This is a genomic window from Pseudomonas baetica (assembly GCF_019733355.1).
In the GTDB taxonomy this organism is placed as follows: domain Bacteria; phylum Pseudomonadota; class Gammaproteobacteria; order Pseudomonadales; family Pseudomonadaceae; genus Aquipseudomonas; species Aquipseudomonas baetica_A.
Genome location: NZ_JAIHLQ010000004.1, coordinates 175140 through 188426, shown reverse-complemented (window position 1 = coordinate 188426; position 13287 = coordinate 175140). Strand labels below are relative to the sequence as shown.

General features: G+C 59.1%; 18 protein-coding genes. 8 read left to right on the top strand and 10 right to left on the bottom strand.

Annotated elements, in window-relative coordinates:
- Positions 1-753 (bottom strand): sulfate transporter CysZ, encoded by a 753-nt coding sequence (gene cysZ / locus K5E40_RS05550; protein WP_221730014.1) that lies wholly within the window; start codon positions 751-753, stop codon positions 1-3.
- Between the two features lie 310 nt (positions 754-1063).
- Here cysZ and trxB point away from each other — a divergent pair, with 310 nt between their 5' ends.
- The gene (gene trxB, locus K5E40_RS05545; RefSeq protein ID WP_221730013.1) at positions 1064-2026 is read left to right on the top strand and encodes a thioredoxin-disulfide reductase; all 963 of its coding nucleotides are present in this window, start codon (positions 1064-1066) and stop codon (positions 2024-2026) included.
- Between the two features lie 188 nt (positions 2027-2214).
- On the opposite strand, the gene K5E40_RS05540 is transcribed toward trxB, so the two are convergent.
- The 6 genes from K5E40_RS05540 to K5E40_RS05515 form a co-directional block, all read right to left on the bottom strand.
- Positions 2215-2553, bottom strand: a complete 339-nt coding sequence (locus tag K5E40_RS05540) for a HopJ type III effector protein (protein ID WP_221730012.1) — start codon at positions 2551-2553, stop codon at positions 2215-2217.
- The gene (locus tag K5E40_RS05535) at positions 2546-2842 is read right to left on the bottom strand and encodes a DUF1244 domain-containing protein (RefSeq protein WP_038357554.1); all 297 of its coding nucleotides are present in this window, start codon (positions 2840-2842) and stop codon (positions 2546-2548) included. Before K5E40_RS05535 ends, K5E40_RS05540 begins: the two co-directional genes overlap by 8 nt.
- Before the next feature lie 99 nt (positions 2843-2941).
- Positions 2942-3313 (bottom strand): dihydroneopterin triphosphate 2'-epimerase, encoded by a 372-nt coding sequence (folX, locus tag K5E40_RS05530; RefSeq protein WP_221730011.1) that lies wholly within the window; start codon positions 3311-3313, stop codon positions 2942-2944.
- Entirely contained in the window at positions 3314-3874 is a 561-nt protein-coding gene (folE, locus tag K5E40_RS05525) for a GTP cyclohydrolase I FolE (RefSeq protein WP_221730010.1), read from the bottom strand. It lies immediately after the preceding gene.
- A gap of 21 nt (positions 3875-3895) precedes the next feature.
- A complete protein-coding gene (gene folM, locus K5E40_RS05520) occupies positions 3896-4606 on the bottom strand; it encodes a dihydromonapterin reductase (protein ID WP_221730009.1) in 711 nt (236 codons plus the stop codon).
- 110 nt (positions 4607-4716) lie between these two features.
- Positions 4717-5292, bottom strand: coding sequence for an antibiotic biosynthesis monooxygenase (locus tag K5E40_RS05515; RefSeq protein ID WP_221730008.1), 576 nt, complete (start codon positions 5290-5292; stop codon positions 4717-4719).
- A 213-nt stretch (positions 5293-5505) separates the two neighbouring features.
- Between K5E40_RS05515 and K5E40_RS05510 the strand changes: the two genes are divergently transcribed.
- Positions 5506-6465 carry a MerR family transcriptional regulator gene (locus tag K5E40_RS05510; RefSeq protein ID WP_221730007.1) on the top strand — a complete coding sequence of 320 codons (960 nt, stop codon included), beginning with the start codon at positions 5506-5508 and terminating at the stop codon, positions 6463-6465.
- A gap of 18 nt (positions 6466-6483) precedes the next feature.
- Here K5E40_RS05510 and K5E40_RS05505 read toward each other — a convergent pair whose 3' ends face one another.
- The gene (locus tag K5E40_RS05505) at positions 6484-7089 is read right to left on the bottom strand and encodes a hypothetical protein (RefSeq protein ID WP_221730006.1); all 606 of its coding nucleotides are present in this window, start codon (positions 7087-7089) and stop codon (positions 6484-6486) included.
- Between the two features lie 72 nt (positions 7090-7161).
- Positions 7162-7620: a PAS domain-containing protein gene (locus tag K5E40_RS05500; protein ID WP_221730005.1), complete on the bottom strand. Its 459-nt coding sequence runs from the start codon at positions 7618-7620 to the stop codon at positions 7162-7164.
- Positions 7621-7773: 153 nt separating this feature from the next.
- Between K5E40_RS05500 and K5E40_RS05495 the strand changes: the two genes are divergently transcribed.
- The gene (locus tag K5E40_RS05495) at positions 7774-8229 is read left to right on the top strand and encodes a flavodoxin (protein ID WP_221730004.1); all 456 of its coding nucleotides are present in this window, start codon (positions 7774-7776) and stop codon (positions 8227-8229) included.
- Here the strand turns inward: K5E40_RS05495 and K5E40_RS05490 are convergent.
- Positions 8219-9106 (bottom strand): LysR family transcriptional regulator, encoded by an 888-nt coding sequence (locus K5E40_RS05490; protein WP_221730003.1) that lies wholly within the window; start codon positions 9104-9106, stop codon positions 8219-8221. The genes K5E40_RS05495 and K5E40_RS05490 overlap by 11 nt on opposite strands.
- Before the next feature lie 95 nt (positions 9107-9201).
- On the opposite strand from K5E40_RS05490, the gene K5E40_RS05485 reads away from it, so the two are divergent.
- The 5 genes from K5E40_RS05485 (at position 9202) to K5E40_RS05465 (ending at position 13149) form a co-directional block, all read left to right on the top strand.
- The gene (locus K5E40_RS05485; protein ID WP_221730002.1) at positions 9202-9588 is read left to right on the top strand and encodes a CidA/LrgA family protein; all 387 of its coding nucleotides are present in this window, start codon (positions 9202-9204) and stop codon (positions 9586-9588) included.
- A complete protein-coding gene (locus K5E40_RS05480; RefSeq protein WP_221730001.1) occupies positions 9578-10264 on the top strand; it encodes an LrgB family protein in 687 nt (228 codons plus the stop codon). The genes K5E40_RS05485 and K5E40_RS05480 overlap by 11 nt, the downstream gene beginning before the upstream one ends.
- A 131-nt stretch (positions 10265-10395) precedes the next feature.
- On the top strand, positions 10396-11178 hold the full coding sequence (locus K5E40_RS05475; RefSeq protein ID WP_221730000.1) for a class II aldolase/adducin family protein: 783 nt from the start codon (positions 10396-10398) through the stop codon (positions 11176-11178).
- Complete coding sequence (locus K5E40_RS05470) at positions 11178-12080, top strand: alpha/beta fold hydrolase (protein WP_221729999.1); 903 nt, start codon at positions 11178-11180, stop codon at positions 12078-12080. The genes K5E40_RS05475 and K5E40_RS05470 overlap by 1 nt, the downstream gene beginning before the upstream one ends.
- A gap of 157 nt (positions 12081-12237) precedes the next feature.
- Positions 12238-13149 (top strand): SDR family oxidoreductase, encoded by a 912-nt coding sequence (locus K5E40_RS05465; protein WP_221729998.1) that lies wholly within the window; start codon positions 12238-12240, stop codon positions 13147-13149.
- The last annotated feature ends 138 nt before the right edge of the window (positions 13150-13287 follow it).

The following is a 13287-nucleotide window of genomic DNA, read 5'->3' as shown; positions in this document are numbered from 1 at the left end:
TCAGCGTTGGGTTACAAGGTTCTCGGCACCACGCTCACGCACCCAGAACAGTGTCGCCCCGGCCACAGCGGCCGGCATCATCAGGACATTCACCACCGGGATCAGCAACACCAGATAAACAATCCCGCCAAAACTCATGCTCTGCCAGCGTTTCTGCCGCAGCCAGGCGAGCATCTCGTTCCAGCCCAGTTTGTGGTTATCCGCCGGGTAGTCGATGTACTGGATAGCCATCATCCACACGCCGAACAGCAACCACAGCGGGGCGGCGACGATGTTCACCACCGGGATGAACGAGAGGATGAACAGACCAATGGCCCGCGGCAGGAAGTAGCCGAGCTTGCGCATTTCCCGGGCGAGGGTGCGCGGGATCATCGCGATCAATTCGCCCCAGCTGAACGCCGGGAAGTCATCGCTACCGCGCACGACCACTTCGACTTTTTCCGCGAGGAAGCCGTTGAAGGGCGCGGCGATGATATTGGCCAGCATGGTGAAGGTGAAGAACACCATCAAAGCCACCAACACCACGAACAGTGGCCACAGAATGTAACTGAGGAAACTCAGCCACTGGGGCAGTGACGGCATCAGCGTATCGACCCATAGGCTGAACTGATGGCCGGCCAGATAGATCAATCCGACGAACAGCACCAGGTTGATTGCCAGCGGCAACAACACGAACAGGCGCAGGCCCGGGCTGAGAACCAGTTTGAGGCCTTCGCGCAGGTATTGCGGGCCGGACAGAACAGGGGCGGGCATAAGGGGCTCCGAGCAAGGGAAAACGCGCCGACCTTACCGACTTTGCAAGATGTGCGAAAGCGCGGCAGAGCGATCGACATTCACTGTAACAAAGACGTCCATCTCGTCAGTGGGTCGGCATAGAGACCACCTATGAGCTGGATTGTTAAACCGTATTTCCTTAATCTTGCCCCCCTCGATACGCTGCACCCAACTTTTTACAGGACTGTCGAGCTCAAGCCTTCCCCAAGGTTTCCACGGTCCTTTTTTATTCCCGCCGGCAGTCCGGCGATCCGTGCCAGCTTTTCGGCCCGGTCTACAGGAGCAGGTCATGTCTGAAGTCCGTCATTCGCGAGTGATTATTCTCGGTTCCGGCCCTGCCGGTTACAGCGCTGCGGTATACGCGGCCCGTGCCAACCTCAAGCCACTGCTGATCACCGGCATGCAGGCCGGCGGTCAACTGACCACCACCACCGAAGTCGACAACTGGCCGGGCGACGTCCACGGCCTGACCGGTCCTGTGTTGATGGAGCGGATGCGCGAGCACGCCGAGCGTTTTGAAACCGAGGTCGTGTTCGACCACATCAACGCCGTTGATTTCGCTTCCAAGCCCTACAGCCTGACCGGCGACAGTGCGACCTACACTTGCGACGCCCTGATCATCGCCACCGGCGCCAGCGCTCGTTACCTGGGCCTGCCGTCGGAAGAAGCGTTCATGGGCAAAGGCGTTTCGGCCTGCGCGACCTGCGACGGTTTCTTCTACCGCAACAAGCCTGTTGCAGTGGTTGGCGGCGGCAACACCGCTGTTGAAGAGGCGCTGTACCTGGCCAACATCGCCAGCACTGTGACCCTGATCCACCGTCGCGAAACCTTCCGCGCCGAGAAGATCCTGATCGACAAGCTCAACGCCCGTGTGGCCGAAGGCAAGATCATCCTCAAGTTGAACGCCAACCTCGACGAAGTGCTGGGCGACAACATGGGCGTGACCGGTGCGCGTCTGAAGAACAACGATGGCAGCTTCGACGAGATCAAAGTCGACGGCGTGTTTATCGCCATCGGCCACACGCCGAACACTTCGCTGTTCGAAGGCCAGTTGACCCTCAAAGACGGTTATCTGGTAGTGCAGGGCGGCCGTGATGGCAACGCCACCGCAACTAGCGTCGAAGGTGTCTTTGCCGCTGGTGACGTGGCTGACCACGTTTACCGTCAAGCCATCACCTCGGCCGGCGCCGGCTGCATGGCGGCACTGGACACCGAGCGTTACCTGGACGGTCTGCAGAACGCTTCGTTCTAAGATCGCGGGCACAAAAAAAACCGGCTTCGGCCGGTTTTTTTGTGCCCGTTACTCACAGGCGCCACAGTCCAAAGGTGGGAGTGGGCTTGCTCGCGAAGGCGTCGTTTCAGGCGATATTTTGGGTGACTGGCACACCGATTTCGCGAGCAAGCCCGCTCCCATAAGGGGACCGGGGTGGCAACGCAGGATCAGCGGCGGCTCAGCGGCTGTTTTTCGAACTTCACACCGGCCAGACCATTTTTGATCAGCGCACGAATATTGCCGTGATCACTGCCCTCAGGCGTGGCCACCACTGAGCGGTAATGTTCGCCGAATGCCAGCAGTGCTTCTTCATCGCTAAAGCCTTCCAGCATTGCCAGACCCAGGGTCTTGCATGAGCCTTCGTTCTGCCCGGCGGCGTTTTCTACGCCACCGTTGTTGAACGCCTGAGGCTGGTAGTCGTAACCGGCGGCGATGAAGGCCAAGGTGTCGGCAAAAAGGTGCTCGCCGCTCTTGAGGCTGGTGCGCAGGGTGTTCAGATCACTCATGAGGTTTTCCTTTGGCGAACGCCGCTTGTTGTTCGGCGTTGGCCTCTTGCTGAAATTGAGCTTTCCATTCGGCGTACGGCATGCCGTAAACCACTTCGCGGGCGTCATCGAGGCTGACCTCGATCTGGCGCTCGTCGGCTTCGGCCTTGTACCACTTCGACAGGCAGTTGCGGCAGAACCCGGCAAGATTCATCAGGTCGATGTTCTGCACGTCCTTGCGGCTGTCCAGGTGGGCGACCAGCCGGCGGAAGGCGGCGGCTTCGAGTTCGAGGCGTTGTTGCTCAGTCATAAAAGTCTCTGCGAGACAGCTTCGAGCGGCGAGCTGCGAGCTGCAAGATTTCAATGGTGGGGTGCCGTAGCTTATCGCTTGCAGCGCTAAGCTTGAAGCTCAGCGGCTGGCCGCGAGCGTTATTGACACCGACTCGGCAAAGCGCAATGCATGCGGCTTGTCGACTTCGACTTCGGCATACAGCACCGAGCCGTTGGTCATCACCAGATCCAGCAATTCCTGGGTCAGACGCTCGAGCAGCGCGAAGCGGTTGCCCTCGACGTGGGCGATGATCGCCTTGGTGATGGTGCGGTAGTTCAGCGCATGATCGATGTCGTTGTCGCGCACCGCTTCCTGCGCCGCGTACAGGATAGTGAGGTTGATCAGCACATCCTGCTTGTTGAGGATTTCGTCCTCGTTGATCCCGATAAAGGTGCGCAAGCGCAGATCCTTGACCCGGATGCGCGCCATTCCCGGTTGAAGTTGTGCCATTTACTTGCTCCGTCCAATCAATTGCAGGAACTCCTGGCGGGTGTTGCTCGACTCACGAAAGGCGCCGAGCATGACCGAGGTGTTCATGGTCGAATTCTGTTTCTCGACACCGCGCATCATCATGCACATGTGTCTGGCCTCAATGACCACGGCGACGCCGGCGGCATCGGTGACTTGTTGCACCGCATCGGCAACCTGTCGGGTGAGGTTTTCCTGAATTTGCAGGCGCCGGGCGAACATGTCCACCAGTCGCCCGATCTTCGACAACCCCAGCACCTTGCCCGTCGGAATATAAGCCACATGGGCCTTGCCGATGAAGGGCAGGAGGTGATGTTCGCACAATGAGTACAGCTCGATGTCGGCGACGATGATCATCTCGTCGCTGTCCGAGGCAAACAGCGCGCCATTGACGATCTCATCGACGCTCTGCTCGTAGCCGTGACACAGGTATTGCAGCGCCTTGGCTGCGCGTAGCGGCGTGTCTCGCAGTCCTTCGCGGTCGGGATCTTCACCAAGACCGATCAGTATGTCGCGGTAATGCTCGGGCAGGGAGCGGGTCATGCAACATCCTCGCGGGCGGTATTATTTGACGTGCCGTCCGCCGTTGACGGTCAGGGTCGTGCCGGTGACATACGGGTTGTCGAGCAGGTAGCGCAGGCTCTGATAGATCACTTCACTGCCGGGTTCGATACCCAGCGCGGATTTGGCCAGCGCTTTGGCGCGGTACGCCGCGTCGTCATCGGGATTGAACAATAGCAGGGCAGGGGCGATGCCGTTGACCTTGATCGCTGGCGCATAGCGAGCGGCGAACGACAAGGTCAGGCTGTCGAGCCCGGCCTTTGTGGCGCAGTAACCGATGTGCTTGCTGCTGCCCTTGCGGGTGACATCATCGCTGATGTGGATGATGTCCGCAGGCGTCGATTGCGTGAGCAGGTCGGCGCAATGCAGGTTGATCAGATAGGGCGCGAGCATGTGCACGTTGAACATGCGTGTGAGCGCTTCAGCTTCGTTGTCCGGGGTTTCGGCCAGCCATTCGGAGGCGTTGTGTACGATTGCCCGCAGGCTGTCGGTGTGGGTTTTCAGTTCGGCGATGAAGGCGAGTATGCCGGCTTCGCTGGAAAAGTCCGCAAACACGCCGGTGGCGCCCAGATCACGCAGCACTTGCACGCCAGGACGTTCGCTGCGGTAACTGAAGATCACAGCGTGGCCGTCTGCAAGCAAACGCTGCGCGCAATGCAGGGCGACACGCTGGCCGGCGCCGGTGATGAGGATCGGGGCGGAGGTTGTGGTCATGTACGGCTCGCGTCGCGGTTGAAGTAAAAACTATAACAGCGACACGAGCGACCCACCTATTGCAGAACCGACTTCAGGTGGGTTCGAGCAAGCCCGCTCCCCCAGAGGGATCAGCGATTTTGGGCGCAAGGGGTAACCGGCAAGGGGCGCGCTGGCGTGCGGTTCAACCAATTTGCCAGTAATCGGGTCGACAATGGAATAAAGAAATAAACCATCAGCGGCGTCAGGCATGCCGTGCTGATCAGCATCCGCGGCAGCAGGCTCATTTCACTGAGCAGCGGACCGAGGACAAAGTTGAACAGCAGCGATACCGGGAAGAACGCCAGCCAGATCGCGACAGCCTGTTTCCAGCGTGGCGGGCGCTGGCCGATCGCATCGGCGCCGAACCAGCCCTCAATGCCGCTGACGCGATGCTCCTTCGGGTGCGCAAACAGGTCGCTGCCACGATCCAGCCAGGCAGTACGCGAGGCCGAATGCTCCCACGCATGCAGTGTGTGCTCATCGGCAAACCGGAAAATGATTTGAAACTCGTTATCGCCGGGCGGTGGAGCGAGCACACCGGAGCCGAGATAACCGGGGAAGTCGGTGGCCAGTTGTTCACCTTCGCGCAGCCAGGCGATCAGATCCTGATAGCGTCCATCGGCGACGCGACGCGCAACCATCAGCGTGACGGGGGAAGTAGACATTGTATATCTCCGTATTTCGAGTGCGCCGCTCCGGGTAGGAGTTTCGCCTGACGCAGGGCCGGGGGTAGTGGCCAGCGTTTTACAGTATGCAAGGAATATTCCGGATTTTACCGATTTAACCAGCGACTTTGGTCGCTGTTCATCGCTTGAATCTTAATGCCCCATCAAGGTTAGAATGGGATCCAATTCGCCAACAAGGAAGTTGATTGTCTTATGTCTGTCATCACGGACAAAAGCCCTGCTTCGCAGGCATCCATTGCGCTGGGATGTGAAGATCTGTTCCCCATACGTGAAGTCGCACGATTGACCGGCGTTAACCCGGTCACGTTGCGTGCATGGGAGCGGCGCTATGGTTTGATTCAACCTACACGCACCGAAAGTGGGCATCGCTTGTATTCGATGGCCGATATCGAGCGCGTTCGCAGCATTCTCGACTGGATCGATCGTGGTGTGTCCGTCAGCAAAGTCGGCAAGATTCTGGCCAAGACCGAGCCGTTGAAAGTGCTGGCGCACATCATCCCCGACGATCGGGTGCAGGCCGATTATCTGCAATGGCAGGTGCAACTGCAGGATGCGATCAGTTCGTTCGATGATCAGCAACTGGATCTGGTCTACGGTCAGATCTTTTCTTCTTATGCGTTGCCCGTCGTGTTCCAGGACATTCTGATGCCCTTGTGGCTGCAACTGCTGCAGCGACAAGATGCTTTCGGGCAAACCAGCGAATGGCTGTTCTTCGATGGATTTCTCAGAGCTCGGGTATTGCAGCGGATCGTCATGCTGCGCGGCTCGAAACCGCGCAGGGTGATTGTCAGTGCCTTGGCCGGACAATGCCGAGAGCTGGAACCGCTGGTGACGGCACTGTTCCTGAGTGGTAGTGGCGCAGGGGTCCGCGTGCTGACCACCGGCCAGCCGTTCGATGAACTCACCCTGGTCTGCGAAAGGACCCGGCCTGAGGTACTGGTATTGTTTTCCAACCACGCGCCGAGTGCCGACCTTCCACGGCGCTTGAGCCGGCTGGCGTTGAGCCTTGATTGTCAGGTGTTGCTGGCGGGGGATGCCTCCGATCTGGCGCAGGAGAGCCTGGCCGGAACTTCAATCGGTTGCATTGGTAATGAAGGGGCGACGATGCGTCAGCGTCTGAAGCAGTTTATGGCGGGCACGCTGGATACCTGAAGGTCAGGTTTTAAAGGCTCAGGTGTGCAGGGCCGGGTGTGTCAGGCGATGTTGTTGCAGGATGAACTGGCGCAGACGTTCGGTTTCATCGGCATCGGTCTGGCTCAGTTCGTAGGCGAAGAAACCTTGCTCGGTTTCTCGTTCGAAATGGCCACGCAATGAAATCCGCTCATAACCCGATGGGCTGAACCACAGAGCGAAATGCTTGGGCGGTTTGGTTTTGTTGCGCACTTCCAGCAATACGCCTTTGTGCGAGATCTCGTGTACCCACAGCGGGCCCGGCTGGCCTCTGGCGTTCTCCAGTGCCACCGGTTCTTCAAGAGCCAGTCGCCATGGGCGAACCATCGGGCCGTCTTCGTAAATGCTCGGTACGCCGAGGCGCAGATGCAGCGCGTGAAACTCGTCCTCCACCAAATGCAGCGGGAAGGTCATCTGCTGATTTTCGAAGTTGGCCTGGATGGTGACCTGTTCGTGAGCGGCCAGACGCGTGAGCAAGTCACGGATCTGCGAACCACCATTCACCAGCAGGCTCGACGTCGCATCCCGCACATTCAATTGCGGGTTGTGTTGCATGGTCTGGATGAAATCCAGCTCATCCTGAGTGAGGAGGGCGTCGCGTTGCATGGCGGACTCGAAAGGAATAGTTACAAAGTCTTTGGTGATTGTAGTTAATGACAATTGGTTCGCTGTTTTGTTTTAACCGTTTGTCGCTTTCAGTTCAGCCAGTTCGGCTTTGAGTGCGGCGACCTGGGCTTCCAATTGCGCAACGCGTTGCTGGGCCTTGACCTGAACCGTCACATCTTTTTGAACACCGACGAAATAGGTTTGTCCGTCATCGGCGTTTTTCACCGTTGAAAGCGACAGTTCATTCCAGAACGGTGTGCCGTCCTTGCGATAGTTGCGCAGGATTTCCCGGCAAGATCCGCTATTGCGCAGCGCTTCGCGAATCAGTGTCAGGTTTTCCTGATCCCTGTCTCCGGATTGCAGAAAGCGACAGTCTTGATAGAGGATTTCCTCGCTGGCGTAACCGGTCAAGCGCTCGAAGGCCGGGTTGACGTAAATCAGGATGTTGTCCTGATCGCCTTCCTTTTCCGCGACCACAATTCCATCGTTCGATGCGTTGATCACCATTTGCAGCAGGCTGGCGTTGATCATCTTTGAATCCTTTCAGAGGTGTCAGTGGCGGGCATTCTAGAAGATCGGCGGAGGCTGTCTATAGGTCATTAGCGCTTATTGGGAGTTAATCGCAACTTCGCCGTTCAGGCTGTTAATATCGACGCTCTTTTTTTCAGCTCCAGGATCAGATTGATGAAAGTCGCCATCCTCTCCGGTTCGGTCTACGGCACCGCCGAAGAAGTCGCCCGCCACGCCCAGAATCTGCTGAAAGCCGCCGGCTTTGAAACCTTCTACAACTCGCGCGCCAGCTTGACGGACATTCAGTCTTTTGGCCCTGAAGCGCTGCTGGCGGTGACCTCGACCACCGGCATGGGCGAGTTGCCGGACAACCTGCAGCCTTTGTATTCGACCCTTCGTGATCTACTACCCGCTGCCTGGCGCGGTTTGCCGGGGGCGGTGATTGCGCTGGGCGACGCCAGTTACGGCGACACCTTCTGCGGCGGCGGCGAGCAGATGCGCGAACTGTTCGGCGAACTGGGCGTGCGCGAAGTGCAGGACATGCTGCGCATCGACGCCAGCGAAAGCGTGACACCGGAAACTGACGCCGAGCCTTGGCTGGCTGATTTCATCGGCGCGCTCAAGGGCTGACCGGCCGCTCGCGCAGCAGAGACAACCAGGCTTGCGCAGCTTTCGACAGATAGGCGCCCTGACGCCAGATGAAAACGATATCCCAGCGAAGAGAGTCCGGTGCTTTCAGGGTCAGGCGCACGACGCCTGGCCGCACCAGCCCACGCGCGACCACGCTGGGCAGCAACACCACGCCTTGCCCGGCGGCCACCAGTGACACCAGAAAATCCGCCTGACCACTGCGCCCGCCTTCCTTCGGTGTGAAGCCCATCTGCTGGCACGCCTGGAGCAAGCGATCATTGAGCACAAAACTGCGTTGATACAGCAGAAACGGCGTATCGGCCAACTCTTCCAGACCGATTTCGCCTCGCTCAGCCAACGGATGATCCATCGGCAACAGAGCATCGAGCTTCTCATCGCAGAACGGCTGATAGTCGAACTGCGCATCCTTGGGCAACAAACTGCCGCCCAATTCCAGTTCTGCGCTCAACACGGCTTGCTCAATATGGCGGCTACCGCCTTCAAGCAATTGGATCTTGATATTCGGATAGCGCCGACGGTATTCGGCAAACAGCCCGGCGAATAACGTGTCACTGCCCAACAGCGGCAGGCCCAGGCGCAATTCGCCGCGGGCCAGATGGCTGAGGTCGTCGAGTTCGCTGAGCAATTCATTGCGCAAGCGCAGCATGCCTTCGGCTCGTTGCAACACCACGCTGCCGGCGGCGGTCAGGCGCAACTGCGAACCCAGCCGTTCGAGCAACGGGGTGCCCAGGCTTAGTTCGAGTTGTGCGACTTGTTTGCTCACGGCTGATTGGCTGATGTGCAGGGTTTTCGCGGCCTGGGTAAAGCCACCCTGATGCATGACTTCGACAAAACTGCGCAGTTGTTTGAATTCCATGGCCTGATTCCTTTTTGGAATGGCTTCGAGTCTAACAATTCGCTTCTGGGATGGGGGCTCGGTTCGTAAAATAAGCCCCTGTCAGGAGCAAAACCATGAACGCCGCACCCTTAAAGTATCTCTCCCGTCTTAGTGCCGAACTGGCCGTGTTACTCGGTCTCTACTTGCTTGGCTGCCAACTCGCCGCTTGGCTGGCGTGGCCGATTCCCGGTGGCGTGATCGGCATGGCGCTGTTGCTGCTGGCGTTCGCCTTTGGCTGGGTCAAACCGAAGTCATTGCAGTTAGGCGCGGGGCTGCTGATGGCGGAGATGCTGCTGTTCTTCATCCCGGCGCTGATGAGCCTGCTTGATTATGGTGCGCTGCTGCGCAATGACGGTTGGCGGATTCTGTTGGTGATCGCCGCCAGCACGTTGATGGTCATGCTGGTGACGGCGTTCACCGTTGAATGGGCCGTGCGCCTGAGGCGGTCCCATGAAGCTTGAACTGATGCCAGTGTTCTGGCTCGCATTCACCCTGCTGGCGTACCTGTTCAGCCGCTGGATTTATCGGCGCACCGGCCGTTACCTGCTGTCGCCGCTGATTCTGGTGCCAACGCTGTTGTTGGCGCTGGCCGTGCCGCTGCACACCGCTTACGCCGAGTATTCCAGCAACACCCATTGGTTGATGCGGGTGCTCGGCCCGGTGACAGTCGCCTTCGCCGTGCCGATCTGGCAGCAGCGGCATCTGTTGATGCGGCACTGGCCTGCATTGATGCTCGGCATGGTTGCCGGCAGCACGGCATCAATCGCCACCTCGTTCGGACTGGCCAAGGCCCTGGCACTGGACAGTTCGGTGACGATGTCGCTGGTGCCGCGCTCGATCACCACGCCATTCGCCATGCCGCTGGCTCATGATCTCGGCGGCGTACCGGAATTGACGGCGGTGTTCGTGATGTTTACCGGGGTGTTTGGCGCGATGCTCGGCGGCGTTCTTTTGAAGTGGTTGCCAGTGCGCAGTGCCTTGGCCCGTGGCGCCCTGTTCGGTGTCGGTGCCCATGGCGCCGGTGTCAGCCGCGCCCATGAAGTGGGCGGTGAGGAGGGCTCGGTGGCGGGGCTGGTGATGGTCCTCACCGGGTTGCTCAATCTGTTCGCGGCCCCTTTGTTGGCGTCGTTGCTTTGACACGGATCCAAGCTGTTTGCCGGGCTGACTCGTTCAGTCATCAAGCTGGCTGCCAATGCAACTACGCGATGGCCTGCGCCTGACTAGACTGCTCACACGTGCAGAACAATAAGAACGCAGAGGTGCATACAGTGAGCGTAGCCCCCGTCCAATCGTCCCTAAATGTCAAAGATCAGGTCAGCGCTGCGGAATGGCAGACCCGAGTCGATCTCGCCGCCTGCTATCGTCTGGTCGCGCTGCATGGCTGGGATGATCTGATCTTCACGCACATTTCGGCCAAGGTGCCGGGCACCGAAGATTTCCTGATCAATCCGTTTGGCCTGATGTTCCACGAGATCACCGCATCAAGCCTGGTGAAAGTCGATCAGGCCGGCAACAAACTCATGGACAGTCCTTACGAAATCAACCCCGCCGGTTACACCATCCACAGCGCCGTGCACGAAGTTCGACACGATGTGGTTTGCGTGCTGCATACGCACACGGCCTCGGGGGTTGCGGTGTCGGCGCAAAAGCAGGGTGTGCTGCCAATCAGTCAGCAATCGCTGTTTGTCCTGTCCAGCCTCGCTTATCACGCCTATGAAGGCGTGGCCCTCAATCACGAGGAGAAGGCGCGCTTGCAGGCCGACCTCGGCGATAACCATTTCCTCATGCTGCACAACCACGGTCTGCTGACCTGTGGTGGCACTATCGCTGACACTTTTCTGATGATGTTCACCTTCCAGCGTGCCTGCGACATTCAGGTGATGGCGCAGACCGGCGGCGCTGAACTCATTGCCATCGAACCGCAGGTTCTGGCGGGCGCCAAAGCGATGATCGCCGGCGTCACCAAAAGTGCTCAAGGCATGGGCGGCGCGCTGGCGTGGCCGGCATTGCTGCGCAAACTCGATAAACAGAACCCTGGATATCAACTCTGATGCCTCTTGCCGAGATTCCGTTGTGTGTCTGGCGCAAGCGCAGCCAGACCTTTGTTTTTGGTGGTCAGTCGATCCGTTACTGGACGGCGGGGCAGGGTGAGCCGCTGCTGCTGATCCATGGTTTCCCGACCGCCAGTTGGGATTGGCATTACCTGTGGCAGCCACTGGCTCAACGGTATCGCGTGATCGCCTGTGACATGCTCGGTTTCGGCGACTCGGCCAAACCGGTCAATCACCGCTATAGCCTGCTGGAACAAGCCGATCTGCAACAGGCGTTGCTCGCGCATCTGCAGGTCGAGCAGCCGGTACACCTCCTCGCTCATGACTATGGCGACAGCGTCGCGCAGGAACTGCTCGCCCGGCATTACGAGGCGCACATCAAGGTCGCCAGTTGCGTGTTCCTCAACGGTGGACTGTTCCCGGAAACCCACCGCCCGGTGTTGATGCAAAAACTGCTGCTCAGCCCTTTAGGCTGGATGATCGGTCGCGCTTTCACCCGAGACGCGCTGGTGAAAAGTTTCGGACAGATTTTCGGCCCGCAGACCCGGCCAAGCGAGAGCGAACTGGATGATTTCTGGAGTCTGATCGACACCCATCAAGGCCCGCGCATCATGCACAAGCTGATTGGCTACATCCCCGAGCGTCGCGTGCAGCGCGACCGTTGGGTGGCGGCCATGCAGCGTGGCGAAATCCCGTTGCGGGTGATCGATGGCGAAGTCGATCCGATCTCCGGTGCGCACATGGTCGAGCGGTACCGGGAGTTGATTGCAGACGCGGACACCGTGCTGTTGCCGGGTATTGGTCACTATCCGCAGACCGAAGCGCCGGTGCAGGTGCTCACGCATTACCTGGCGTTCCGCGACCGTTTGGTGCTGCCGCCGCGCAAAGTGGCGTGCTCCTGAAAGATCAATGGATCGCCGCCAGCGATCTATTGATCTTGCTTGGCATCATCCCCTCACCTTATCGCGCACCATTCAGCCTCAGCCGTGTTCGTTGTGACCCAAAGCCCCGTGCCTGACACTCGGGCTCTCTGTCCTTTGGCCTGCTGGAGTTGCCCTGATGAATGAGTCTGTGCGTTTCGAAGATAAAGTCGTAATCGTCACCGGAGCCGGTGGCGGTCTTGGACGGGCGCATGCACTGCTGTTCGCCAAACAGGGCGCCAAAGTGCTGGTCAATGACCTCGGTGGCTCGACCCAGGGCGAAGGCGCCAATGCTAGCGCCGCCGACCGCGTGGTGGCGGAAATTCGTGAGGCCGGCGGCATCGCCGAAGCCAACCACGACTCGGTCACTGACGGCGACAAACTGGTGCAGAACGCCCTCGACGTCTTTGGCCGCGTCGACGTGGTGGTCAACAACGCCGGGATCCTGCGCGACAAGACCTTCCACAAAATGGACGATGCCGACTGGGATCTGGTTTACCGCGTCCATGTCGAAGGCGCCTACAAAGTCACCCGCGCCGCGTGGCCGCACCTGCGTGAACAAAACTACGGTCGAGTGATTTTCACCGCGTCGACTTCAGGCATCTATGGCAACTTCGGCCAGTCCAACTACGGCATGGCCAAACTTGGCCTGTACGGCTTGACACGCACCCTTGCCATCGAGGGCCGCAAGAACAACATTCTGGTCAACGCCATCGCCCCGACTGGCGGCACGCGCATGACCGAAGGCCTGATCCCGCCGCAAGTATTCGAGCAACTGAAGCCGGAACTGGTCAGTCCGTTGGTGGTGTATCTGGCCAGTGAACAGTGCCAGGAGACTTCCGGGCTGTTTGAGGTCGGTGGTGGCTGGATGGGCAAGGTGCGGTGGGAGCGCAGTTTGGGGGCCGGGTTTGATCCGCGTGTTGGATTTTCGCCGGACGATGTCGCGGCGCACTGGCAGCAGATTTGCGATTTTGAAGGCGCGGCGCACCCCAAGGACAACATTGAGGCGCTGAAGGAAATGATGGCGAATTTGCAGAAATATTCGCTCTGAACCCTGCGCAACAATCGGCAGGGCTGCGTCATCCCTGCCATCTCCCCGCTAAAACCCGTCACCCATAAAAAAGGCCGCTGCAAACGCAGCGGCCAAGGTAAGACGTTGGATCAAGGAGCTACAAATCAACGTCAGTGA